General features: G+C 66.7%; 26 protein-coding genes and 1 tRNA gene. 14 read left to right on the top strand and 13 right to left on the bottom strand.

The genetic code is table 11. The features are described 5' to 3' along the window. The first annotated feature begins 32 nt into the window (after positions 1 to 32). The 7 genes from ACW9TV_RS12550 (at position 33) to ACW9TV_RS12520 (ending at position 4,868) form a co-directional block, all read left to right on the top strand. On the top strand, positions 33 to 401 hold the full coding sequence (locus tag ACW9TV_RS12550) for an AtpZ/AtpI family protein (protein ID WP_494303802.1): 369 nt from the start codon (positions 33 to 35) through the stop codon (positions 399 to 401). Between the two features lie 16 nt (positions 402 to 417). After that, positions 418 to 1,161, top strand: coding sequence for a F0F1 ATP synthase subunit A (locus ACW9TV_RS12545; RefSeq protein WP_494303801.1), 744 nt, complete (start codon positions 418 to 420; stop codon positions 1,159 to 1,161). 52 nt (positions 1,162 to 1,213) lie between these two features. Continuing rightward, a complete protein-coding gene (locus ACW9TV_RS12540) occupies positions 1,214 to 1,441 on the top strand; it encodes a F0F1 ATP synthase subunit C (protein WP_374390200.1) in 228 nt (75 codons plus the stop codon). A gap of 26 nt (positions 1,442 to 1,467) precedes the next feature. After that, positions 1,468 to 1,947 carry a F0F1 ATP synthase subunit B family protein gene (locus ACW9TV_RS12535; protein ID WP_494303800.1) on the top strand — a complete coding sequence of 160 codons (480 nt, stop codon included), beginning with the start codon at positions 1,468 to 1,470 and terminating at the stop codon, positions 1,945 to 1,947. Next, entirely contained in the window at positions 1,947 to 2,531 is a 585-nt protein-coding gene (locus ACW9TV_RS12530; RefSeq protein ID WP_494303799.1) for a F0F1 ATP synthase subunit B family protein, read from the top strand. Before ACW9TV_RS12535 ends, ACW9TV_RS12530 begins: the two co-directional genes overlap by 1 nt. Positions 2,532 to 2,608: 77 nt before the next feature. After that, positions 2,609 to 3,259 carry an endonuclease/exonuclease/phosphatase family protein gene (locus tag ACW9TV_RS12525; protein ID WP_494303798.1) on the top strand — a complete coding sequence of 217 codons (651 nt, stop codon included), beginning with the start codon at positions 2,609 to 2,611 and terminating at the stop codon, positions 3,257 to 3,259. 31 nt (positions 3,260 to 3,290) lie between these two features. Further along, positions 3,291 to 4,868 carry a phospholipase D family protein gene (locus ACW9TV_RS12520; RefSeq protein WP_494303797.1) on the top strand — a complete coding sequence of 526 codons (1,578 nt, stop codon included), beginning with the start codon at positions 3,291 to 3,293 and terminating at the stop codon, positions 4,866 to 4,868. A 10-nt stretch (positions 4,869 to 4,878) separates the two neighbouring features. On the opposite strand, the gene ACW9TV_RS12515 is transcribed toward ACW9TV_RS12520, so the two are convergent. Then, positions 4,879 to 5,181: a chorismate mutase gene (locus ACW9TV_RS12515; RefSeq protein ID WP_494303796.1), complete on the bottom strand. Its 303-nt coding sequence runs from the start codon at positions 5,179 to 5,181 to the stop codon at positions 4,879 to 4,881. A 46-nt stretch (positions 5,182 to 5,227) separates the two neighbouring features. On the opposite strand from ACW9TV_RS12515, the gene ACW9TV_RS12510 reads away from it, so the two are divergent. The 4 genes from ACW9TV_RS12510 to ACW9TV_RS12495 all read left to right on the top strand — a co-directional run bounded on the left by ACW9TV_RS12510 (position 5,228) and on the right by ACW9TV_RS12495 (position 9,143). Further along, a complete protein-coding gene (locus tag ACW9TV_RS12510) occupies positions 5,228 to 6,238 on the top strand; it encodes a polyprenyl synthetase family protein (protein WP_494303795.1) in 1,011 nt (336 codons plus the stop codon). An 82-nt stretch (positions 6,239 to 6,320) separates the two neighbouring features. Further along, positions 6,321 to 8,720 carry an ATP-dependent helicase HrpB gene (hrpB, locus tag ACW9TV_RS12505; protein WP_494305094.1) on the top strand — a complete coding sequence of 800 codons (2,400 nt, stop codon included), beginning with the start codon at positions 6,321 to 6,323 and terminating at the stop codon, positions 8,718 to 8,720. A gap of 31 nt (positions 8,721 to 8,751) precedes the next feature. Next, positions 8,752 to 9,033, top strand: coding sequence for an NADH dehydrogenase ubiquinone Fe-S protein 4 (locus ACW9TV_RS12500; RefSeq protein WP_494303794.1), 282 nt, complete (start codon positions 8,752 to 8,754; stop codon positions 9,031 to 9,033). 33 nt (positions 9,034 to 9,066) lie between these two features. Further along, positions 9,067 to 9,143 (top strand) — tRNA-Arg (locus ACW9TV_RS12495). A 32-nt stretch (positions 9,144 to 9,175) separates the two neighbouring features. Here the strand turns inward: ACW9TV_RS12495 and ACW9TV_RS12490 are convergent. Together ACW9TV_RS12490 and ACW9TV_RS12485 are read right to left on the bottom strand one after the other, a co-directional pair. Then, a complete protein-coding gene (locus tag ACW9TV_RS12490) occupies positions 9,176 to 9,469 on the bottom strand; it encodes a putative quinol monooxygenase (RefSeq protein ID WP_494303793.1) in 294 nt (97 codons plus the stop codon). Between the two features lie 60 nt (positions 9,470 to 9,529). Continuing rightward, complete coding sequence (locus ACW9TV_RS12485) at positions 9,530 to 10,171, bottom strand: DsbA family protein (protein WP_494303792.1); 642 nt, start codon at positions 10,169 to 10,171, stop codon at positions 9,530 to 9,532. Positions 10,172 to 10,231: 60 nt separating this feature from the next. Between ACW9TV_RS12485 and ACW9TV_RS12480 the strand changes: the two genes are divergently transcribed. Then, positions 10,232 to 11,953: an N-acyl-D-amino-acid deacylase family protein gene (locus ACW9TV_RS12480; RefSeq protein ID WP_494303791.1), complete on the top strand. Its 1,722-nt coding sequence runs from the start codon at positions 10,232 to 10,234 to the stop codon at positions 11,951 to 11,953. A 3-nt stretch (positions 11,954 to 11,956) separates the two neighbouring features. On the opposite strand, the gene ACW9TV_RS12475 is transcribed toward ACW9TV_RS12480, so the two are convergent. The 5 genes from ACW9TV_RS12475 to argS form a co-directional block, all read right to left on the bottom strand. Next, a complete protein-coding gene (locus ACW9TV_RS12475) occupies positions 11,957 to 13,201 on the bottom strand; it encodes a TCR/Tet family MFS transporter (RefSeq protein WP_494303790.1) in 1,245 nt (414 codons plus the stop codon). After that, a complete protein-coding gene (locus ACW9TV_RS12470) occupies positions 13,198 to 13,650 on the bottom strand; it encodes a helix-hairpin-helix domain-containing protein (RefSeq protein ID WP_494303789.1) in 453 nt (150 codons plus the stop codon). The genes ACW9TV_RS12475 and ACW9TV_RS12470 overlap by 4 nt, the downstream gene beginning before the upstream one ends. Before the next feature lie 36 nt (positions 13,651 to 13,686). Further along, complete coding sequence (locus ACW9TV_RS12465) at positions 13,687 to 14,580, bottom strand: SDR family oxidoreductase (protein WP_494303788.1); 894 nt, start codon at positions 14,578 to 14,580, stop codon at positions 13,687 to 13,689. 71 nt (positions 14,581 to 14,651) lie between these two features. After that, entirely contained in the window at positions 14,652 to 15,557 is a 906-nt protein-coding gene (locus ACW9TV_RS12460; protein ID WP_494303787.1) for an SPOR domain-containing protein, read from the bottom strand. After that, positions 15,557 to 17,284, bottom strand: coding sequence for an arginine--tRNA ligase (gene argS, locus ACW9TV_RS12455; protein WP_494303786.1), 1,728 nt, complete (start codon positions 17,282 to 17,284; stop codon positions 15,557 to 15,559). Before argS ends, ACW9TV_RS12460 begins: the two co-directional genes overlap by 1 nt. A 148-nt stretch (positions 17,285 to 17,432) precedes the next feature. Here argS and ACW9TV_RS12450 point away from each other — a divergent pair, with 148 nt between their 5' ends. Then, on the top strand, positions 17,433 to 18,680 hold the full coding sequence (locus tag ACW9TV_RS12450; RefSeq protein ID WP_494303785.1) for a DUF3011 domain-containing protein: 1,248 nt from the start codon (positions 17,433 to 17,435) through the stop codon (positions 18,678 to 18,680). 75 nt (positions 18,681 to 18,755) lie between these two features. Further along, positions 18,756 to 19,289, top strand: a complete 534-nt coding sequence (locus ACW9TV_RS12445) for a Dps family protein (protein ID WP_494303784.1) — start codon at positions 18,756 to 18,758, stop codon at positions 19,287 to 19,289. Positions 19,290 to 19,341: 52 nt separating this feature from the next. Here ACW9TV_RS12445 and ACW9TV_RS12440 read toward each other — a convergent pair whose 3' ends face one another. From ACW9TV_RS12440 to rfbA, 5 genes are read right to left on the bottom strand one after another with little or no spacing between them, the layout of a single operon-like run. Beyond that, entirely contained in the window at positions 19,342 to 20,361 is a 1,020-nt protein-coding gene (locus tag ACW9TV_RS12440) for a putative bifunctional lysylphosphatidylglycerol flippase/synthetase (RefSeq protein ID WP_494303783.1), read from the bottom strand. A 9-nt stretch (positions 20,362 to 20,370) separates the two neighbouring features. Then, on the bottom strand, positions 20,371 to 21,468 hold the full coding sequence (gene rfbB / locus ACW9TV_RS12435) for a dTDP-glucose 4,6-dehydratase (protein WP_494303782.1): 1,098 nt from the start codon (positions 21,466 to 21,468) through the stop codon (positions 20,371 to 20,373). Beyond that, entirely contained in the window at positions 21,468 to 22,331 is an 864-nt protein-coding gene (gene rfbD, locus ACW9TV_RS12430) for a dTDP-4-dehydrorhamnose reductase (RefSeq protein ID WP_494303781.1), read from the bottom strand. Before rfbD ends, rfbB begins: the two co-directional genes overlap by 1 nt. Further along, on the bottom strand, positions 22,328 to 22,876 hold the full coding sequence (gene rfbC, locus ACW9TV_RS12425) for a dTDP-4-dehydrorhamnose 3,5-epimerase (RefSeq protein WP_494303780.1): 549 nt from the start codon (positions 22,874 to 22,876) through the stop codon (positions 22,328 to 22,330). The genes rfbD and rfbC overlap by 4 nt, the downstream gene beginning before the upstream one ends. Further along, the gene (gene rfbA / locus ACW9TV_RS12420) at positions 22,873 to 23,748 is read right to left on the bottom strand and encodes a glucose-1-phosphate thymidylyltransferase RfbA (protein WP_494303779.1); all 876 of its coding nucleotides are present in this window, start codon (positions 23,746 to 23,748) and stop codon (positions 22,873 to 22,875) included. Before rfbA ends, rfbC begins: the two co-directional genes overlap by 4 nt. Positions 23,749 to 23,768 lie beyond the last annotated feature (20 nt).

Below are 23,768 nucleotides of genomic sequence, written 5' to 3'. Positions count from 1 at the left end.
GGGCCTGCGGAGCCCTAGGCGCATACCCGCCGATGGCTGACCTGTTCGAACGCGAAGGGCCAACCACCTTGCCCGATCCTGCCGACAAGCGAGACCTCGACAAACTCGAGGCCCGACTGGAAGCAGCAAAGGCAAGGCATGAGCCTCAGGCGCGACAGGCGGCTTCGACGGCATTGGCCCAGGGCACCCGTCATGCGTTCGAGATTGCGGCGACCACGATGGTCGGCGGTGGGATCGGATGGCTTCTGGACCGCTGGCTGGAAACAGGGCCCTGGATGCTTCTGCTGTTCCTCTTCCTGGGAATTGCGGCGGGCTTCTGGAACTTGTTGAAGGCTGTGAATGCCGAGGCCAGGGCTGTCCGAGAGGCACAGCTCCGGAAATTGAACGACGACCAAGGTTAGAAACGAAAGCGCAACGGTGGCCAATCCGCTCGAGCAGTTTGAGATCAAGCGCTACGCCGAACTGACGGTGGCGGGCGCCGATGCGGCGTTCACCAACGCTTCGCTGTTCATGCTGATCGTCCTTGGCCTTGCCTTGCTGTTCTTCTGGCTGGGCAGCCGTAATCCGCAGATCGTGCCGGGCCGCTGGCAGGCCGCGCTGGAGGGGGTCACGGGCTTCATCTCCGGGATGGTCGAAGAGAATATCGGGCCCAAGGGCCGCGCGTTCGTGCCGTTCGTCTTCTCGCTCTTCATGTTCGTGCTGGTCGCGAACCTGGTTGGCCTGTTTCCCTACAGCTTCACCGTGACCAGCCACATCGTGGTCACCTTCGCCTTCGCGGCGCTCATTTTCCTGGTGTGCGTGGCCGTCGGGCTCGTGAAGCACGGCCTCCACTTCTTCTCGCTGTTCGTGCCGCAGAACACGCCGATCGTGCTGATGCCGCTGATCGTGCTGATCGAGCTGATCTCGTTCCTGTCACGGCCGCTGACCCTTTCCATCCGTCTGTTCGCCAACATGACGGCGGGCCACATCCTGCTGAAGGTGTTCGCGGGCTTCGTAATCTCGCTGGGGGCTGCCGGCGGAATTCTGGCAGCGATTTCGGTGCTGCCTTTCTTCATGACCGTGGCCTTCTACGGCCTCGAGCTGATCGTGGCGGTGGTGCAGGCCTATGTGTTTGCCCTGCTGACCTGCATCTATCTGAACGACTCGATCAATCTCCACTAGGCAATCCTGCCTGGGCAATCTTCACTGAGTTTCATTCGAAAGGACTGATCACATGGACGCAGAAGCCGCAAAGTTCATCGGTGCCGGGCTTGCCGCCATCGGCATGGGCTTCGCCGCCATCGCCGTGGGCCACCTGTTCGCCTCGTTCCTGTCGGGCGCCCTGCGCAACCCGGCGGCTGCGGACAGCCAGCGCCCGAACCTGATCTTCGGCTTCGCCGTGACGGAAGCTCTCGGCATCTTCGCGTTCCTCGTCGCCCTGCTGCTGCTGTTCGCGGTCTGATCCTGAACAGCTGAGCGGAGGCCGAGATGCCCCAGTTCGACTTTTCCCAGGCATTGCCGCAGATCCTGTGGCTGACGGTCGTGTTCGGCCTTCTCTACCTCGCGGTGCGCGGGCTTTACCCGCGCGTCGAAAGGGTGGTGGAAAACCGCAAGGCCCGAATTTCGGCCGATCTGAAGGAAGCCGAAGCCGCTCATCAGGCGGCTGAGGCGGCCAGCAGCGGCGGTTCCACGGTGCTGGCGGAGGCGCGCGCGAGCGCCCTCTCCGTCACTGGCAAGGCCCGGGACGCCGCAACCGCTGCGACGCAGCGGAAGCTGGCTGACGTGGATGCCGGGCTCGAGGCGAAGGCAGAGGCCGCCGCCAGGTCGCTTGCCGACCAGCGGGCAGCGGCCGTTGCGGAACTGGACAGGATCGCCGCAGATGCGACGGTCGATCTGGTGAAACGCATCTCGGGGCTTGAAATCTCGGGTGACGAGGCCGCCAAGGCCGTCAAGAAGGTGGCAGCCTGATGTCCGAGACTGTTGCAACCACCGCAGACATCCAGGAAGTTTCCGATGCGCCGGCAGCCGTGCCCGGCACGGTGGCCGAAGCGGAACATGCCGCTGCGCATGAAACGGTGCTCGGGCTCGACAGCTATGCGATCGTCGGACTGGCATTCCTGACCTTCGTACTGATCCTTTGGAAGGTCGGCGCCTTTTCCGCGATCCTGAAGGGCCTGGACGGCCAGGCAGACAAGGTGAAGGCCGACCTGGCCGAAGCCGCCGCTCTGAAGGCCGAAGCCCAGGCGCTGAAGGACAGGGCCGCCGCCGAAGCGGCGGAAGCGGAAGCGCAGGCCAAGGCAACGCTTGCCAACGCCGAAGCCGAAGCGAAGCGCATAGTCGAACAGGCGGCTGTGGACGCGGAAGAGGCAATTGCCCGTCGCACGAAGCTTGCCGAAGATCGGATCGCAGCCGAGGCGCGTGGCGCTGAAGCCGAGCTCCGCGCCCGCGCGGCGGACATCACCGTGAAGGCCGCGGAAGCCCTTCTGACCGCCCGCGCGAAGGATCTCGCCGGCCTTACCGATGCGGCCATCGCCGGGCTCGACCGGCACTGAGAACCGGAAGGGAGACGAGCCTGAGCGTCTCCCTCCTCGCCGCCAGCTACAATATCCGCAAGGCAGTCGGCGGCGACATGGTTCGTCGGCCGGAGCGAATCCTTGCCGTCCTTGCCGAACTGGCACCTGATCTGGTCGTCCTTCAGGAGGCTGATCGGCGCTTTGGATCGCGGGCGACCGCACTGCCGGTCGATCTCATGGCAAGTCATGGCTGGCGGCCCGTTCCCTTCGAGTCCCGGCCCGCCTCGATCGGCTGGCACGGCAATGCGATTCTCGCCGGTCCGCGGATGACCTTGCACGACCGCGTAAAGCTGGTGATCCCGGCGCTGGAACCCAGGGGCGCAGTCCTGGCCGAATTTGACGTGGCGGGTGCGCCGGTTCGTGTCGTGGGCATGCATCTGGACCTGTCAGGCCTGATGCGCCGCAGACAGGCGCATGCCATTCTTGACATGATCGCCCGGCGCAAAGCCATGCCCACGGTGCTGATGGGTGACATGAACGAATGGCGGGCATCCGCCGGCTGCATCGCTGACTTCGCGGCAGACTATCACCTTGTGCATACAGGCCCCAGCTTCCCGGCCACACGGCCGCTGGCCCGGCTCGACCGGATCTTCCTGTCGGATGATGTAGACGCCATCGATAGCGGCGTTCATCGAAGCCCCCTGGCGGCAAGCGCCTCGGATCATCTGCCCGTCTGGGTGAAGCTGGGGCTTCGGCGGCCGCGTTGACAAGGCCCGCCGTCGGCCATCTTATCGGCGGATGGGGCTGCTCCAGCTGATCCTTCTCACGGGCGCGCTGATTCTGCTCGCAGGCCTTGTCCTCAAGCTGCTGAATCCACTTCCGCAGCTTCCGGATCGAAAAGAGAGCCACGCCTTCCCGGCAGCCGACAGCCGGCTTTCGCGTTCCGTTGCGGACGAAGCCGCCGCTCATCCGGGGCGCAGCGGGGTCGCGCTTCTGTCAGACGGGATGGTCGCCTTCGCCACGCGCGCGGGGCTGGCCCGTGCGGCGGATCACAGCCTCGATCTGCAATATTACATCTGGCAGGATGATGTCTCCGCCCGACTGTTGATGCGCGAACTGATCGACGCGGCAGACCGGGGCGTCCGCGTGCGCCTGCTGCTGGACGACAATGGCACGGCCGGGCTGGATGATGATCTGTCCGCGCTCGATTCTCACCCGGAAATCGAAGTCAGGCTGTTCAACCCCTTCGTGATCCGACGACCGAAGGCCGTCGGCTACATCATGGATTTTCGCCGGCTGAACCGGAGAATGCACAACAAGGCCTTCATTGCGGATGGGGCGGCCGCCGTCATCGGCGGGCGCAACGTGGGCGACGAATATTTTGGCGCCACGCGCGGCAGCGAGTTCGAAGATCTGGATCTGCTGGCATTCGGGCCCGTGGTTCCACAGCTTTCCGCGGATTTCGATCTCTATTGGTCAGCGCAATCCAGCTATCCAGTGGCCTCGATCCTGCCGCCCCCGACCGAGGGCGCCCTTGCGGATCTGCGCCGGAAACTGGGGGAAGAGGCAGCCCGCCCGGGTGCGGCGGGCTATGCGGCGGCCATCCAGGAAAGCCTGTTGCCGGGCGCCGGGCTGGCGCAGGGACCAGAGCTGGAATGGGCCATGGTGTCGATGCTGTCCGACGATCCGGCCAAGAGCGAAGGACGGGTGGAGCGGGGCGCATTGCTGGCGGATCAACTGGTCGCCCGTGTCGGTCCCCCGGACCGGCGGCTGTCCCTGATCTCGGCCTATTTCGTGCCTGGGCGGCTGGGGACGGCCGGCCTTGTCGCGGCCGCCGGCCGGGGAATCGAGGTGGATGTGCTCACGAACGCATTGGAATCAACGGATGTCGCGGCCGTCCATGCCGGATATGCGCGCCACCGCAAGGCCCTGCTGCGCGCGGGCGTGCGGCTGTGGGAGCTGAAATCCGAACCCCGCAACCACCGCACGCGACTGCGACTGGGCATCGGAAGCCGGCCGGGAAGCCGCCCGGTCATCCTGTCCAGCGGGTCTTCGCTTCACGCCAAGACCCTGGCCGTCGACGGCCGGCGCCTGTTCGTCGGCAGCTTCAATTTCGATCCCCGCTCCGTCGCGCTGAACACGGAGCTTGGGTTTCTTGTGGAAAGCCCCCGGCTGGCGGATCAGCTGCACACACTGTTCGCGGCCGACATCCGCGCGCGGGCCTATGAAGTCAGGTTGTCGCCCGGTGGCGATCTCGTCTGGGTGGAGGAGACACCACAGGGGCCCATTGCGCATGAAGTCGAGCCGGGAACCCGGTTGCACCAGCGCCTGGCGGTGAAGGCGCTGTCTCTGCTGCCGATCGACTGGCTGCTCTGAAGCGAGGCGATCAGGCTTCGCCGGAACCCGCGCGGCTGTGGTGCCGAATCACCTCGTCGATGATGAAGCGCAGGAATTTTTCCGAAAATTCGGGGTCCAGGTCAGCCTCGACAGCAAGGCGCCGCAGCCGGGCGATCTGCTCCTCTTCCCGGCGGGGATCAGCCGGCGGCAGGCCGGCTTCCGCCTTGTAGGCCCCCACTTTCTGGGTGACCTTGAACCGTTCCGCCAGCAGATACACGAGCGCCGCATCGATATTGTCGATCGACCGCCGAAATTCGCCGAGCCGACCGGCGCCGGTTTGATCATGCGACATGAAGCCCCTTCCCATTCGGTTCCGGCTGGCCTAGCGCCATGCCGACATGACTGCCACCGTCCATCCGCTCCGGCCCGACAAGCCCAGCCTCAAGCCGTTGATGGCGCTGGTGGCACCGGGCCTGAATGCCGTCAACCGCGTCATCCTTGACCGGATGCAGAGCCCTGTCGCGCTCATTCCCGAACTTGCAGGTCATCTGATCGCGGGCGGCGGCAAGCGGATGCGGCCGATGCTCACGCTTGGCTGCGCGGCCGCGCTCGATTACCAGGGCGAACGCCATCACAAACTGGCGGCCGCCGTTGAGTTCATCCACACGGCAACCCTGCTGCACGACGATGTGGTCGATGGTTCGGATCTGCGCCGAGGCCGTGCGACGGCCAACACCATCTGGGGCAACGAGGCATCCGTGCTGGTGGGGGATTTCCTGTTTTCCCGTGCGTTCGAACTGATGGTGGAAGATGGCAGCCTGAAGGCGCTGAAGGTGCTGTCCCACGCCTCCGCCGTGATCGCGGAAGGCGAGGTTCAGCAGCTGACGGCGCAACGGGTGGTCGAAACCACGGAGGACAGCTATCTCCAGATCATCAGCGCCAAGACCGCAGCGCTGTTTTCCGCAGCCTGCCAGATCGCGGCTGTCGTTGCCGAAAAGGACGAAGCGACTGAGGCCAGCGTGGAGGCCTATGGACGGAATCTGGGCATCGCGTTCCAGCTGGTCGACGACGCGATCGACTATGTTTCCGACGCAGAGACGATGGGCAAGGAAATCGGCGACGATTTCCGCGATGGCAAGGTCACGCTGCCGGTGATCCTGGCCTATGCGCGCGGCGACGAGGCCGCGCGGAAATTCTGGCAGCGTGCGATGTCCGGCCGCGCCAATGGCGATGCCGAACTGCAGGAAGCCATCGAGCGCCTGCACGCAACGGGCGCCATCGCCGACACAATGGCCCGGGCCCGCCTGTACGGCAGCCGCGCCATCGATTCGCTGGCGCGGCTGCCGCAGAGCGCGGCGCGGTCGGCCCTGGTCGAAACGGTCGAGTTTGCCATCCAGCGCGCCTACTGACCCTTCGGCGAAGGGCCTTCCCGCCCAATCTGAGACGACGGGCCTTCCCGTCGTCGAGGTTCTCCCAGCCCTTCACGCCAGCCTGTTCGCAACATCCAATGCCGTGCTGGTCGCGCCGCCCGGCGCCGGGAAGACAACGCTGGTCGCACCCTCCCTGCTGGAGGCCGGGTGGCTGGGCGGCAGCAAGATCCTGCTGATGCTGCCGCGACGTCTGGCGGCGCGCGCGGCCGCCGAACGCATCGCGAGCCTGCTGGGCGAAGAGCCGGGCGCACGCGTGGGTTATCGCACCCGGCTGGAATCGAAGCCCGGCAGCCGGATCGAATGCCTGACCGAAGGGCTATTCGTGAACCGGCTGATCGCCGATCCGGCGCTGGAAGGCATAGGCGCGCTGCTGTTCGACGAGGTTCATGAGCGCAATCTGGAAGGCGATCTTGGTCTTGCGCTTGCGCTGGATGCCCAGCAATTGCGACCTGAACTCCGGATTGTCGCCATGTCCGCCACCATGGATGGCGGGCGCTTCGCACGGCTGATGGGCGATGCCCCAATTCTCGAATCGAAGGGGCGCAGCTTTCCGGTCGAAATTCGCCACCTCGGCCGCTCTGACTCCCGCATCGAGGATCGCATGGTTTCGGCCATCCACGAGGCGCTGCGGACGGGGGAGGGCAGTGTGCTGGCCTTCCTGCCCGGGGTGGGCGAGATCGAGCGCACGGCGGAGCGACTGACCCTGCCGGCGGGCGTGGCGCTGCACAAGTTGCACGGCACGGCCGATCCCGCGGCCCAGCGGGCGGCGCTGGCGCCGGGGCCGCGCAGGGTCGTGCTAGCAACCAGCATCGCCGAAACCTCGCTCACGATCGATGGCGTGCGCACCGTGGTCGATTCCGGCCTTGCGCGGCGTCCGCGTTTCGATCGCGCCTCGGGCCTAACCCGGCTGGCCACGGAACGGGTCTCTCAGGCGGCCGCCACCCAGCGCGCCGGGCGCGCCGGGCGACAGGCGCCGGGGCTCGCGATCCGGCTGTGGGAAGAGGGCGAGACGCGCGGCTTCATCCCCTTCGATCCGCCCGAGATCCTGGAGGCGGATCTGGCGCCGCTGTTGCTGCGGCTGGCCGCCTGGGGCGCCTCGCCGGATCAGCTGCAATGGCTCGATCCGCCGCCTGCCGCCGCCATAGCGGCCGCGCGCGCGGATCTGCGGCAGCTAGGCGCACTCGACGAGGCAGGCAGGCTCAAGGCGCATGGGCGTCTGCTCGCCCGCTTTGGCCTTCAACCCCGGCTGGCGCATATGCTGATCGAAGGGGCTGCGCGCGGGCAGGCGACGACTGCGGGCGATATCGCGGCCCTGCTGGAGGAGCGGGGTGTCGGCGGTCCCTCCACCGACCTTGAAGACCGTCTCCGGCGCTACCGCTCGGATCGCGCACCGCGCGCTGTCGCCGCCCGACGCCTGTCCGAACGCTGGTCACGAGAAGCGGAGCGGCTGCAACCGGCCGATGGACGCAGCGTCCTGCCGGCAGCCCTGTTGCTGGCCGAGGCTTTTCCCGATCGCGTGGCTCGTCGCCGAAAGGCGCCGGGCCCCTCTGACCAGACGGCGGATTATCTGATGGCCAACGGCCGGGGCGTCAGCCTGGAGGCCGGTGACCCGTTGGCAAGGGCCGAATGGCTTGCCGTGGCGGATGCAGGCGGGGCGGGGGCCTCCGCGCGAATCCGCCTTGCTGCGGCGATTCCGGCCGACGTCCTGCCGCAATGGCTGGAGGGGCGGACGGAAATCCGGGAATCGCTTGCGCCCGACCCGGCAAGCGGCAGGCTGGCGCAGCTCGCGATCACCCGTCTCGGCGCCATCGAAGTCGCGCGCCGCCGTGAACCGGCCAGCCCGGAAGCAATCGCAGCGGCCCTGCTTGCGGATGTGCGTGCGCAGGGCCTTGGGGCATTGCCATGGAGTGAAACGGAGGCCGCCACCCTGCATCGCCTGCGCTTCGCTTCGGCCGCTGGCTGCCCGGCCCTGCCGGATGTCAGCGATGAAGGGTTGCTTGCCAGCCTCGATATCTGGCTGGCGCCCCGTCTCTCGGGTGTTTCCAGGCTGTCCGATGCCCGACTGGACGGCGCCCTGCTGGATCTGCTGGACTGGCCGGCCCGTCAGGCGTTGGATCGCTTTGCGCCGGCCCGCTTCGCATCCCCGGCCGGGACATCCCATGTCATCGATTATGCCGCCGACGGCGGGCCGGAAGCGGATGTCCGGGTACAGGCGGTGTTCGGCCTTGCCGCGCACCCGATGCTGGCAGATGGCCGTATCCCCCTCACCCTCGCGCTCACCTCGCCCGCCGGGCGCCCGGTGGCCAGGACGCGCGACCTGCCCGCCTTCTGGAAAGGCGCGTGGAAGGATGTGCAGAAGGACATGAAGGGGCGCTATCCCAGGCACCCCTGGCCGGACGATCCGGCATCGGCGGCGGCCACGGTGCGGACGAAGGCGGCGGATGCGCGTGCGCGCGGTTGAATTCCCTGTCCGCCACGCCTAGGGCAAACGCATGCGAAAGGCCCGAATCTATCAGCGCGGCGTCCGCGCCACCCAGTCCGGCAAGGCCCGGTCCGACACCTGGATTCTGGAGCCGGAACCCGTCGAGAAGAAGCGTCCCGACCCGATGATGGGATGGGTGGGCAGCGGCGATACCGAAACCCAGCTGCGCCTCAGTTTTCCGTCGCTGGAATCGGCCCTGGCCTATGCCGCGCGCGAAGGGTTCGAGCCGCAGGTGGAACAGCCCCCGGCCCGCAGGCTGATCCTGCAAAGCTACGCTGAAAACTTTAGGTAGCCGCCGCGCTTTCGCGCTAAGGCAGCCCCGCGCGCGCCTGTAGCTCAGCTGGATAGAGCATCCGCCTTCTAAGCGGAATGTCGCAGGTTCGAGTCCTGCCGGGCGCGCCATTTCCCCTTCGGTCGGCCACGCCCGGCCGGTTTCAGTCCAGGCAGTCCAGCAGTTCGATGTCCGGCGCGCCGGCAAGCACTGCACCCAGCGCCGGGCCTGCCGCCTTGAAATGCGGCATGTCGCGGTGGGCCGCCAGCGCGGCATCATTGGCATAGATTTCCAGCACCTTGTAGGTGTCCGCCTCGGTGCGGCTCTTCGTCAGCTGGTACAGATGGTTGCCCGGCTCGTTGGCGCGAACCTGTTTCGCCAGCGCCTTGAAGGTGGCCTCGAATTCCGCAGCCGATCCCGGTCGGATCCGGATGGTTGCCACAACAGCGATGCTCATGTCCCACTCCCCTTGGTTGAATCTGATCCGCTGATAGCGCCCGGGCCGCGCGCCACCATCCTATCGATTGAGCGCGCGTGCCTGTTCGAACGCCCGCCGGAATCCCCGTTCTGGCACAGCGCCGCGCACCAGCACGCGCCCGATCAGATGCCCCGGGGTGCCCCCCAGGCCGAGTGCAAAGGCATGTAAAGCATTGCGTGCCAGCTGCCCCTCGAACTCAGGGGATCTTTGCGCAAGGGCTTCCCGATAGGCCGCGACATTCCCGCCAGCGGCTTCCAGCGCCGCTTCGGCCGACTGCCCATCCGCTCGCCCGCCGGCCATCAGTCCGGTATGCACCGGCAGGTAGAGCCCCTGCCGTGCCGCCGCCAGGGCGCCGAGCGCCGCAGCCCGGCTGTCGTCTCCGAAGATCGGCCAGTCGAAGAAGCGGATCGAAACGCGGCCGTCCGCCCGTGCTGCAGCCATCATGTCGGGGTGGGCCATGCGGCAGGCGCCACAATTGTAATCCGTGAAGACCAGCAGCTTGAGGTCGGCATCCGCCGGGCCGGTTTCGGGTCGCTGCTCGGCCCATGCCGCATCCAGCACAGGCGAAGGTTCCAGAACGATGCCGACAGGACGGGTGGTTCGCACGGCAATCAGCGCCGCGCCGCCTGCGCCGAGCATCGCTGCCAGCACCAGCGCATCGCGTCTGGAAACGGGACTCATGCCTTCGCCAGCTTGACGCGCGGGCCGAATGGCGGACGATCAGAAACGGGAGAGTGAGACATGTTCGACATATTGATCCGCAATGCGACGCTGGTGGATGGCACAGGTGCGCCGGCACGAACAGCCGATATCGCCGTGAAGGATGGCCTGATCGCCGAAGTGGGGGCTGTTTCCGGCCCGGCTGCCCGCACCATCGATGCGACTGGCCGCGTGGTCACGCCGGGCTTCGTGGACATCCACACCCATTATGACGGCCAGGCCAGCTGGGATCCGTTCCTGGCACCCACCAGCCTCAACGGCGTCACCTCGCTTGCGATGGGCAACTGCGGGGTCGGCTTCGCTCCTGCCCGCCCGGACCGGCACGACTGGCTGATCGCATTGCTGGAAGGGGTTGAGGACATCCCCGGCACCGCGCTCGCCGAAGGACTGACCTGGGACTGGGAGAGTTTTCCCGACTATCTCGAAGCGCTTGGCCGGCGGGATTTCGCGCTGGATGTCGCTGCGCACCTGCCGCACGCCGCGCTGCGGACGTATGTGATGGGGGATCGCGGCGGCGATCACCGCGAACATCCGACCGAGGCCGAGATCGCGGAGATGGCGCGGCTGACGGAAGAGGCGCTCGCTGCGGGCGCTCTGGGCTTTTCCACCAGCCGCACCTTCGTCCATCGAAGCCGCTCGGGAGAGAATATCGGCACGCTGGAAGCCGGCGAGGCCGAGCTTCTGGGAATCGCCGCCGCGATGCGCCGGGCGGGCAGGGGCGTGATCCAGCTGATTTCGGATGCCTATCTGACTGCGGACGACGCCTTTGCCGACCGCGAGCTGGATCTGATCGAGTCGATGGCCGTGACCAGCGGCCGGCCGCTGTCCTTCACGGTGCAGCAGACGGACGAAGCGCCCGACAGGTTCCATCACATCTTCGCCCGCGTGGCGCAGATGGTGGCGAAGGGCCTGGATGTGAAATGCCAGGTCGCCCCCCGCCCCATCGGCGTGGTGCAGGGGCTGGAAGCCACGCTGAACCCTTTCCTGTTCTGCCCGGAATGGCGGCGCATCGGCGCCCTGCCGCTGGCGGAGAAGGTGGCGGAACTGGGCAAGCCGGATGTGCGTGAGCGGCTGCTGCAACAGCATGCCGAAACCCACCCGGAGGGTTTCGGCGCGCTGATCGCCCATGGCTTCAGCCGGATGTTCCGCGTGTCGGACCCTGTCGACTATGAACCGACGGCGGATCGCTCGGTCGCGGCGGAGGCGGCGAAGGCCGGGGTGTCGCCCGCCGAATATATGCTGGACCTGCTGCGCGAGGAGGAGGGCCACCGACTGCTCTACATGCCCCTCATCAATTATGCGCGCGGCAGCCTGAATGATGTCCACGCCATGATGACGGCCCCGAACACGCTCTATGGCCTGTCCGATGGCGGCGCACATTGCGGCACCATCTGCGACGCCAGCTTTCCCACAAGCACCATCGCCATCTGGCGGCAGGGCAACAAGGCCGGGGCCCGAATCCCGATCGAACAGCTGGTGCATGGTCTGACGCAGCGGAATGCCGCCCATGTGGGCTGGATGGACAGGGGCGTGGTGGCGCCGGGCTATCGCGCGGATCTCAACATCCTTGATCTGGAGGCGCTGTCGGTGCCGCCGCCGAAGATGGTGCATGACCTGCCGGCGGGCGGCGGGCGGCTGCTGCAGCGGCCGCGCGGGATCCTGCTGACCCTGTGCGCGGGTGTTCCCACCTTCGAACAGGGCGAACCGACGGGTGCGCTGCCCGGCCGGCTGCTGAGGGGCTGAGCCTTACTGCTGCAGCGTGGGGCTCGTGGGCCTGTTGCGCATCAGAGAGGCCAGCGCACACCCCGCCAGCAGGATCGAAAGCATGAAGGGCATGCCCGGCCGGTGGAGGATCGCATCGGGGCCGGTAAAGCGGCTGAACACGAAGGCGAACATGGGCGGACCCAGGATGATGGTGAGAGACGAAAGCGTCGCCAGCGCGCCCTGGAGTTCGCCCTGGGCGTTGGCGGGCGCGCGTTCCGTCATCAGGGCCTGAAGCGCGGGCACCGTAAGCCCCCCGATCGAGCCCACCAGCAGCCCCAGATAGGCAAGGGCGGGCTGGTCGGCGAAGAAATAGACCACATAGGCCATCATGCCGAAGCTGATGCCGACAAGCGCGGTCTTCCATTCGCCCAGGCTGCGCACGCTTCGCCTGACGAGCAGGCCGTTCACCAGGATCGCCATCACGCCCACGAATGTCAGCGAAAGGCCGATTCCGAAGGGGGTCCAGCCATAGCGATAGGCGGTGATGTAGCTCCAGATTCCGTGCAGCGACTGGATCGCGAGCATCCACAGGAAATAGACGAGCGCCAGTTGCCGCAGGCTGCCGCCCAGCCGCCCAAGCTGGCGGATGCTGCCCACGATGTTCGCGCGCCGCCAGTCGAACGGACGGCGCCGTTCGGCCGGCAGGCTTTCCGGCAGCAGGAAGATTCCGATCAGCATGTTGCAGCCCGCCATCCCGGCTGCCACCAGAAACGGCCAGCGCGGATGCAGCGATCCGATCAGGCCGCCGATCGCCGGGCCCAGTGCGAACCCCAGGCCGAACGCCACGCCCAGCAGGCCATAGGTCTGCGCCCGGCGCTGGGGCGGCGTGATGTCCGCGATGTAGGCGTTGGCCGTGGCGATGCTGGCGCCCGTCAGGCCTGCCAGGATGCGGGCCAGGAACAGGATCGTCAGTGTCGGCGCGACGGCGACGATCAGCATGCTGGCGGCAAACCCACCCATGGAGGCCAGCAGCACAGGCCGCCGGCCGAACGCATCCGAAAGACCGCCCATCACTGGCGAGAACAGGAATTGCGCCAGTGCATAGGACATGATGATGAACCCGCCGATCCCAGCGGCTTCGCTCATGTCCACATGTCCCAGTTCGGCGACGATCGTGGGCAGCACGGGCACGATCAGCCCGAAGCCGATCACGTCCATCAGAACCGTCAGCAGGATGAAGGTCAGCGGCCCCCGGGGAATGGGCGGCACGCCCTCCGAAGCGGTCAAGCGTCGGTGCCGGGCGCCGCCTCAGGGCCCAGCTTGCCATGGACCCGTTCATAGGCCTTCCGGTCGCCGCTCGCCAGAAGCCGCGCCTGGGATTGCCACTGGTCCCGTTCCGGGCGGCTCTGGAACTGGCCCAGTTCGGCGTCCACCAGTGCCAGTTGCGCGGGTGTCCAGCCCGCGATCTGGGCATAATGGAACACGCCCAGTTCTTTCAGCCGCGCCTGCAGTTTGGGGCCGATGCCCTTGATCCTTCCCAGATCATCCGCTTCGCCTTCCGGCGCGGGAAGGAAGGGGGATGGCGTGTCGGCCGGCGGCGGTGGCGGCGGCGCCGGTTCCGCCGCTTCGACCGGCGCTGCCTTTCTGGCCGATGCCCTTGAACGCAGCAGGGCAAAGGCGACGACGATCACCGCCACGATCAGGGCACCGATAAGGATCAGCTGGCTGTTGGTCATCGCCCGCTCCTAGGCTTTCGGATCCCGGATCGCAATTCAGGTCGTGCGCTGCTGGCGGTCCTGGCTGTTCGTGGTGCGGATCGCCTGGCCGATCATGTCCCAGTCATTTGAATCGAGCCGGGTGAGGGCATGGAAATTGCCGCCCGTCGCCAGCCACTGGCCGCCGTCCAGTGCGATCACCTCACCTGTCAGATATTCGCATCCATCGGCCATCAGGAAGATGGCGAGGTTGGCGAGTTCCGGGTGGTCGCCCATCCGCCGCAGCGGAATGTCCTCCGATCCCATCGCGGAGCCGGTCTTTTTCACCAGCGGTTCCGGCATCAGCCGTTCCCAGGCACCCTTTGTGGGGAAGGGGCCGGGCGCGATGGCGTTGGCGCGGATCCCCTTGGGGCCCCATTCCACCGCCAGGCTCTGCGTCATGGCGGCAACGCCCGCCTTGGACATGGCGCTTGGCACCGTGAAGGGGGATCCAGTCCACACCCAGGTGGTCACGATGGACAGGATGGATCCCTTGTGCCCGCCGGCGATCCAGCGCTTGCCGGCCGCGACCGTCGTGTTGAAGGTGCCGTGCGCCACGATCGAGGCGACTGCGTTGAAGGCGTTGGCCGAAAGATCCTCGGTCCGGCTGATGAAATTCCCCGCGGCATTGTTGACGAGGCCCGTCAGCGGCCCGTTCGCGAAGATCTCCTCCATCGCCTCGTCGATTGCACTGGCGTTGCGGATATCGACAGCCATCGGGGTGATCTGTCCGCCTGTCGCTTCGCGCAGTTCGGCTGCGGTCTCTTCCAGAATCGGGCCGCGACGGCCCCAGATCACCACGTCTGCGCCGTGGGCGGCATAGCCCTGCGCCATTGTCTTGCCGAGCCCGGTGCCTCCACCGGTCACGAGGATCTTGTGGCCCTTCAGCAGGTCCGGCCGGAACATCGACATCGCTTGTCTCCCTCTTTCCTGACCAACGGATAGGAAGATGAAGCAAATAGCGGCAAGCTGGCAAAAAGGCGCTAATCCACCACGGAGCAGGCCTCGCCCGCCACCTTCAGCCGGCCGCAGATATCGCGCGCGGCCTTCGGGCTGGGGGCGGTCGTGCGCAGCCGGTACAGCGTCTTGCCGTCGGTCGTCACCGGCACGATCAGTGGCTCCATTTCGGCCAGATAGGCATAACGGCCGGACAATGACTTGAACGCCTCGCGCGCTCGCGCGCTGGAGGAGAAGGCGCCCAGCTGCAAGGTCTGCCCGTTGCCACCCGCCGGGGCGGAGGTCGCCGGCGCCTCGATCGCCCTGGGCTTCACGGCGGGCTTCACGGCTTCCATCCTTGGTGCTTCGCGCGGCGTTACCGTCACGCTGGTCTTGGGCTGGATCGGCGCGGGTGCCGGCGGGGCGGCCTGCACCGGCGGATCCGCCGTGATCCTAGGCCCGCCGGATTCCAGCGCCTCGTCCACCATGGGCAGTGTCTGGGCCTGTCCGGGTCTTGGCAGCGGGTCTTCGGGCATCGCATCCAGCGCGATGGCCGAATCCGTTTCCCGCCCGTCCCCGGTGCCGAACAGCACCTGGCCCTGTCCTTCCACCGGCACACCGTCCACGTCGGGCCCGGTGGGGGGCACTTTCCAGGGGCCCGGCGCGCGCAGCACGGGCACTTCCTCGCCAACGGCCGGCACGTCGATGGGGGCTGCATCCCGCCTGGAAACCAGTGTGATTCCCACCACCACGCCAACCGTCAGCACGGCCAGAAGGAACAGGATGCCCCACAGGGTGCGCCGGCCGATCAGCGTATGGGTCGGCCCCTCGTCGTCATAGTCGCCCTCGTCCAGCCAGGGCGCTTCCTCTGCGTCGGCCCTGCGGCGGCGCGGCGCGGGCTCTTCCCAGCCACGCCGGCGGGCATCTTCACGCGGAGAAGGGCCCTTCGCCATCAGCGCAGTTCCTCCGCCGCCTGCACGCCCATCACGCCCAGCGCGGTGCGGATCACCTGCGCCACGGCAGAGGCCAGCGCCAGCCGTGCGGCTGTCAGGGGCAGATCGTCTTCCACCAGCAGGCGGAAGGCGGGATCATCATTGCCCCGGTTCCACAATGTGTGGAAGGCGCCCGCCAGATCGGCGAGGTAGAAGGCGATGCGGTGCGGCTCCCGCGCGGCGGCGGCCTGCCGCACCACGCGCGGCCACTGCGCGGCCAGGCCGGCCAGGGCGAGTTCCTGCTGGTCCAGCCGATCCAGCGGCGCGGGCGCGGGCAGGGCCAGCGCACCGGCCCGGCGCAGCACCGAAGAGATCCGCGCATGGGCATAATGCACATAGAATACGGGGTTTTCGCGCGACTGCTGCACCACGTCGGCAAAGTCGAAATCCAGCATCGCCTCGGGACGCTTGGTCAGCATCATGAAGCGCACCACATCGCGCCCCACTTCATTCACCACATCGGCAAGGGTGACGAAATTGCCGGACCGCTTCGACATCTTCACCGGCTCTCCGGCACGGAACAGGCGCACCATCTGCACCAGCTTCACGTCCAGCCGCTTTTCGCCGTTGGTCAGCGCGTCCACCGCGGCCTCGATCCGCTTCACGGTGCCGGCATGGTCCGCGCCCCAGATGTTCACCAGCGCGGACGAACGACGGGCCTTTTCGGCGTGATAGGCCATGTCGTTGCCGAAATAGGTCCATTGTCCGTTGGACTTGCGGATCGGCCGGTCGATGTCGTCGCCATAGGCGGTCGAACGGAACAGGGGCAGCTCCACCGGTTCCCAGTCGTCCGGCACTTCGCCCTTCGGCGGCGGCAACACACCATCATAGACGAGATCGCGCGCCCTCAGCTCCGCCTCGGCCTTCTGCGGTGCGCCGGAGGCGAGCAGCTCGGCCTCTGACGAGAAGATGTCATGATGGATGCCCAGCAGGGCGAGATCAGCGCGGATCATGTCCATCATCGCGGCGACTGCCTTCGTGCGGAACGGCGCCAGCCACTCCGCCTCGGGCGCACCCACGAAACGGTCCCCATATTCGGCGGCAAGGATCTTGCCCACGGGCTTCAGATAATCGCCCGGATAGAGGCCCTCGGGGATTTCGCCGATATCCGCGCCCAGCGCCTCGCGGTAGCGCAGGTGGGCCGAGCGGGCGAGCACGTCCACCTGACCGCCGGCATCGTTCACATAATATTCGCGCACCACATCATGCCCGGCAAAGCCCAGCAGGCTCGCCAGCGCGTCGCCCACCACGGCGCCCCGGCAATGCCCCATGTGCATCGGCCCGGTCGGGTTGGCAGAGACATATTCGACATTGATCGGCAGCGCTTCCTGCCGCGGATCGCCGCGGCCATAGTCCGCGCCCTGGGCCTGGATGCGTCGAATCTCGTCCTGCCACACGCCGGGGTCCAGCGTCAGGTTGATGAAGCCCGGCCCTGCCACTTCGGCGCTTGCGATCTCCGGATGGCGGGCCAGCCCCATGGCGATGCGGGTCGCCAGTTCGCGCGGGTTGGTTTTCGCGGCCTTCGCCAGCGCCAGGGCGGCGTTGGTGGCAAGGTCGCCATGGCTGGGGTCGCGCGGGGGCTCCAGCACGATCGCCGCGTTGGCGGCGTCCGCCGGCACCGTGCCATCCGCCACAAGGGCGTTCACGGCATCCGCCACCACTGCTTCGAACCGCTGAAAAACGTCCACTTCAAATCTCCTCGGCCCTGCCCGTAGCCGCAGCCGCCCAAAGCCTCAACCGCCCACGGCAGCAACCCCGCAATCCGATTTGCGTTGGAGACAGGCCCCGCCTAGCTTAAGATAAAGGAACATGCGGGCATAAACGGGGAATTCAGGCATGAGCAACTTGAACCGTCCGGTCAGTTTCGGGGCCGCTTCGGCCCTTGTCCTTGCGCAGCTGGCCCCGGTGCCGATGCTGGCGCCGATCGCCGTTTCGGGGGCGGCCGCACAGACTTATAATCGATCCGTCACGATTCCCTGTTACTCGACGGCCAACCGCACACAGACCTGCAGCCTGCCGAACGATACCTTGTCCGTCAGCTTCACCGGACCCGACAGGTCCGGCCTCTGCCGCGAGGGGCAGACCTGGCGGCGGGTCGGCAATTCCATTCAGGTCACCAACGGCTGCGGCGGCAACTTCGAAGCGCTTGTCCGCAATGGCAGCGGCGGCGGCTGGGGTGGCGGCTCCGGGGGTGGCTGGGGTGGCAACGGGCAGAGCTTTGCCGGCGAAATCACCTGCCGCAGCCGCGATGGACGCGAACAGGTCTGCTATGCCAATACCGAGGGCCGGGTGGAGATGATCCAGCAGTACAGCAGCTCGGCCTGCATCGAGGGGAGGTCCTGGCGCGCCGACCGCCGTTCGATCACCGTCCGCGCCGGCTGCCAGGCCCGCTTCGGTTATGGCTATGGCAACGACAGTGGCGGCGGCTGGGGTGGCGGTGGCTGGGGCGGCAACCAGGGCTTCGCCGGCCAGCTGGAATGCCGATCCGACAACAACCGCTACCGCCGGTGCAGCGCCAACACCGGCAACCGGGTGGAACTGCTTCGGCAGTTCTCGTCCGCCAGCTGCGTGCAGGGCCGCAGCTGGGGCTATGATCGCAGCAGCGTCTGGGTCGATAACGGCTGTCAGGCCCGTTTCGGCTATGGCTATGGCAACGTCAGCGGCGACACCTCCGGCAGCGGCAGCGGCAGCGGCGGCGGCGGGGGCTCCGATGCCGGCGCCGTGATTGGTGGCGTGGCACTGGCGGCCGGCCTGATCGCCCTCCTCAGCGCCGCCGGCAAGGGCGGCAGCAGCCGTTCGTCGACAGCCGCGACCGCGACAACCGCAACCGTCAATGCGGACCTTTCGAAATTCCAGCCTGACGCGCGCACGCCCGGCCAGGCCTGCCTGAAGGAAGCGGCCCGCCAGGTGGGGGCAACGGGCGGCACCGCCATCCGGCTAGATCGGGTGGACAGCGCCACGCGCATAGGCGACGGATGGGCGATCCGCGCCGGCGTGACGGCGACCTATCCGGATCACAGCCAGTCAATGGCCATCGATTGCCGCGCGACAGGCGACAAGGTGACCGCGTTCGATGTCAGATAGCGAAATTCCCGGCCTTCACCCGATACTGGCTGATCCGGTATCAATGGCGTAAGCGAACAGGAAAGGCAGGATCGAATGGCTGCGAAATCGGAAAAGAAGTCAGCATCGGGCAAGTCGAAAAAGGCGGCCGTGCCGGATCCGGCCGCGCTCGACATCGGGATCCCCGCGGATCAGCTTGCCGCCATAACCGATGGCCTTTCCCGCCTGCTGGCGGACACCTACACCCTCTATCTGAAGACGCATAATTATCACTGGAACGTCACAGGCCCGCAGTTCAACACGCTGCACACCATGTTCGAAACGCAATATACCGAACTCGCGATGGCCGTTGACGTGATCGCCGAACGCATCCGCGCGCTCGGGGCCTGGGCGCCGGGCAGCTATTCGGAATTCGCGAAGCTATCCACGGTGAAGGAAGCGCAGGGGATCCCTGCGGCGGATGCGATGATCGCGGAACTGGCGGCGGATCAGGCCACGGTCGTGCGCACGGCGCGGGCGCTGTTTCCCGCCGTGGAGGCGGCAAGCGACGAACCGACGGCGGACCTGCTGACCCAGCGCATGCAGGTGCATGAAAAGACGGCCTGGATGCTGCGGGCGATGATCGCCTGACCCTGAAAAGAGAACCGGCGCCCGAGCAGAAGCCCATTGGCGCCGGAGTGGGTCAGAGGGTGATGTCGTCTGTTAGCCGCGCTTCCCTTGACCCTTGCTGAACATCCTTCCGCCGGATCATGCGCAATTCGTTCAACCCCAGAAGCGCCACCGCGATCAGCAGCGGCCCCCAGTAATAGATCAGGCGATACAGGATCAGCGCCGAAATCAGCGACGGCTTGTCCACTTCCGGCAGGGTGACGAGCACGACAGCCTCGAACACGCCGATGCCGCCCGGCGCATGGGCCAGCAGCGCCACGACGACGGCAACCACATAGGCGACAAGAAAGTCGGGATAATGGTGCCAGGCTTCGGGCGGCAGCAGCACCAGAAGCGCGGCGCTTGCGATTGCGATATCCGTCGCAGCCAGGGCGAACTGGATCAGTGCCTGCCGCAGCGTCGGCACTGGCAGGGTCCAGCCCAGGATGTTCAGCGGCCCGGTCTGCCGGGCGCAGGCCAGCAGATAGACGGCGATTGCCGCCAGGATGCCGCACCCGATCAGCGCCTGCGTGGCATAGGGCATGGTCGCATCATGTACCCTTAGCGCGCCCGGAAAGGCGACCAGAAAGATCCCCAGCAGCAGGAAGATGCCCAGCCAGAATGTCACCCCGGCGATCACGACAAGCCGCGCGATGTCGCCGGGGTCCAGGCTTGTCCCGCGATAGGCCCGCCATCGCGCGGCCGCGCCTGTGATCGGTGCGAACCCCAGGTTGTGGGAAAGATTGTAGGCCGTGAAACTGCCCAGGAGCGCCCGCCAGTAGGGCTGCGGCTTGCCGATCGCGGTCAGGCCCAGCACATCATAGAAACTCAGGACGAAGAACGACAGCGCGGTCAGGCCGATCGACAGCGCAATCTGGTGTGGGGTGATCCGTCCGAAGGCGGATCCGATGTCCGCCAGCTTCACTTCCTTCAGGATTTCCCACAGCGCAAAGCCCGCAACCATGAGCACGGCGAGTGTCAGCAGGGCCGAAAGCCATGCCTTGTGTGCCTGCAACCAGTCGATCAGTCGCTGAAGTCGCGGGTCCAGCTTCATGCGGGGCCCCTACCGGGCCGCAGACCGGTTGCCGTAATTGGCCTTCACCCAGTCCATGTAGCTGCCGTCCAGGATGCCGCGCCACCAGCCCTCATGGTCCAGATACCATTTCAGGGTCTGCGCAAAGCCGCTTTCGAAGCTGTGCCGGGGGCGATAGCCCAGTTCGGTCATCGCCTTGCTGCAATCGATGGCATAGCGGCGGTCATGCCCCGGCCGGTCGGTTACGAAGGTCTTCAGGCTCGCCGTCGGCAGGCCCTTCGCGGCCGGCGCGTCGGGAAAGCGGCCCGCAAGCGCGGGATCGGCCGCGAACGCCTTGTCCACCGCCGCGCACAGCGTGTCGATCACGGTCAGGTTGGGCAGTTCGGCGCCGCCACCGATATTGTAGGTTTCGCCCGGCCGGCCCTTTTCGATCACTGCCGCGATGCCCCGGCAATGATCTTCCACATGCAGCCAGTCCCGCACCTGCAGGCCGTCGCCATAGATGGGCAGGTTGCGGCCATGCAGCGCATTGATGATGAACAGCGGGATCAGCTTTTCCGGGAAGTGGAACGGCCCATAGTTGTTGGAGCAGTTCGACGTCGTCGTGATCAGCCCGTAGGTGTGGTGGTAGGCGCGCACCAGATGGTCGGACGCGGCCTTCGAGGCAGAATAGGGGGAGTTGGGCGCATAGGGCGTGTCTTCGCGGAAGGCCGGATCGGCCGGCCCCAGCGTGCCATAGACCTCGTCCGTCGACACATGATGGAAACGGTGCGGGAGCTTGCCATCCACCCATTCGCGCCGCGCCACCTTCAGCAGCGCGTGCGTGCCCAGCACATTCGTCTCGATGAAGGCGTCCGGGCCAAGGATGGAGCGGTCGACATGGCTTTCGGCGGCGAAGTGGACGATCGTGCGGATCTCGCGGCTGCGCAGCAGCTCCGTCACCAGTCCCTCGTCGCGGATGTCGCCCACCACCAGTTCGGCGTTCAGCCCATCGAGGTTCGCACGATTCCCGGCATAGGTCAGCAGATCCAGAACCGTCACCCGGTCCTGCGGGTGGGTCGCCATCCAGTGCGCCACGAAGTTGGAGCCGATGAAGCCAGCTCCACCCGTCACCAGAAGCGATGCCATCAACCCGTTTCCTTCATCTCCGCGAGTGCCAGTTTCAGCTCATCGCGCCAGTGGGCCGCAGGCCCTGTGATCGCCCAGCTGGACCCCTTGTCGAGCACGCTCATCGCCGGGCGCCGGGCAGGGGTGGGATAGTCGCTCGTCCGGATCGGCACAACCGCCGTGCGCCGATCGAGAAGGCCGATCGCCAACGCTTCGTCGCGGATCGCGACGGCGAAATCATACCAGCTGGCGACGCCGGCGTCCGTCCAGTGGAATATCCCCGTCGCGCCGGCTGCATCCAGGGCCCAGATCGCGCGGGCCAGGCTGGCGGCATGGGTGGGCGTTCCGACCTGATCCGCCACCACGCGCAGTTCGTCCCGCTCGCGCATCAGCCGCAGCATGGTGCGGACGAAATTGTTGCCCTGCGCGGCATAGACCCACGCCGTCCGCACGATCAGCGCGCCGGGGTGGGCGGCGGCCACCTGCCGCTCGCCGGAAAGTTTGGTCGCGCCATAGACTCCAAGCGGACAGGGCGAGGCATCCGGTGCGTAGGGTAGGGCGGAAAGGCCGTCGAACACGAAATCGGTGGAGACATGCACGAACCGCGCGCCGGTCGCGGCGGCCGCACCCGCCAGTCGCCCGGCCGCACGGCCGTTCACGGCCTCGGCCGTTTCCGCATCCGTTTCGGCCCTGTCCACTTGGGTATAGGCGGCCGCATTCACGACCAGCGCGGGCGCTGTCGCCGAAACGACGGCGGACACCTTCGCCTCGTCAAGGATGTCAAACGCGTCCTCCGGCGGTGCCAAGATCGTCACACCGGCCGGGGCCGTTGCCTGAAGTGCACGGCCAAGCTGGCCAGCGGCGCCTGCGATCAGCACCTTCATGCGAACAGCTCCGCATCCGCCAGCAGTGGGGCGGCGGCATCCTTCGCTGCCAGCTGCGGTTCACCCGCTTCGGCAAGCGGCCAGTCGATCCCGATCGTGGGATCATCCCAGCGCAGAGAGCGATCGGACTGCGGATGCCACAATGTGGTGCACTTGTAGCAGAAGTCGGCCACGTCCGAGAGGACGACAAAACCGTGCGCGAACCCCGGCGGTACATACAGCATCTGCTGCGTCTCGTCGGACAGGATCGCGCCCACCCAACGGCCGAACGTGGGGGAGGATCGACGGATGTCGACCGCAACATCGAACACCCGGCCGCGCGCCACGCGCACCAGCTTTCCCTGCGGTTCGACCAGCTGGTAATGCAGGCCGCGCAGAACGCCGCGCACGGATCGGCTGTGATTGTCCTGCCGCCACTCGGTGGGAAGCCCGGCTTCCGCGAACAGGCGTGAATTGAAGGTCTCAAGGAAAAAGCCGCGTTCGTCTCCGAACACGCGCGGCGTCAGCAGCCTGACCTCCGGTATGGCCAGCGCCTCGACCTTCATCGGCCGCGCTCCAGCTGGGCGAGCAGATATTCGCCATAGCCGCTCTTGCGCAGCGGCTCGGCGACGCGCCGGAGCCGGGCGTCGTCGATGAAGCCCTGCCGCCAGGCGATTTCCTCGGGGCAGCAGATCTTCAGGCCCTGCCGTTCCTCGATGATCCGCACATACAGCGCAGCGTCCAGCAGACTGCCGTGGGTGCCGGTATCCAGCCATGCGAAGCCGCGCCCCATCAGCTCGACATTCAGGTCGCCTGCCTCGAGGTAGAGGCGGTTGAGATCGGTGATTTCCAGTTCGCCCCGTGCAGACGGCCTGATCTGGCGGGCCAGTTCCACCGCGCGGCCATCATAGAAGTAGAGCCCCGTGACGGCGAAGTTGCTTTTGGGCTGTGGCGGCTTTTCCTCGATCGTTTCGGCCCGGCCGGCGGAATCGAAACTGACCACGCCATAGGCCTGCGGATCCTTCACCCAGTAGCCGAACACGGTTGCGCCTTCCGTCCGCGCGTCCGCACGCTGCAGAAGCTCCGGCAGGCCATGGCCATAGAAGATGTTGTCGCCCAGGATCAGGGCGGACGGGCCGTCGCCGATGAAGTCCGCGCCGATGTGATAGGCCTGCGCCAGACCCTTCGGCTCCGGCTGCACCGCATAGCTGAGCGACAGCCCCCAGTCGCCGCCATCCCCCAGCAGATTCCGGAATGCGGCCTGGTCCTGCGGCGTGGTGATGATCAGGATCTCGCGAATTCCCGCCAGCATCAGCACCGACAGCGGATAATAGATCATCGGCTTGTCATAGACAGGCATCAACTGCTTCGAAACCGGCTTGGTCAGCGGATAGAGCCGCGTGCCCGATCCGCCAGCCAGTATAATTCCCTTGCGCACGCATGATCCTTTCGAGGGGG

The sequence above is a fragment of the Sandaracinobacter sp. T42 genome, assembly GCF_059115405.1.
Note: the sequence above shows the minus strand (reverse complement) of the source record. Positions and strands in the feature narration are given on the sequence as shown.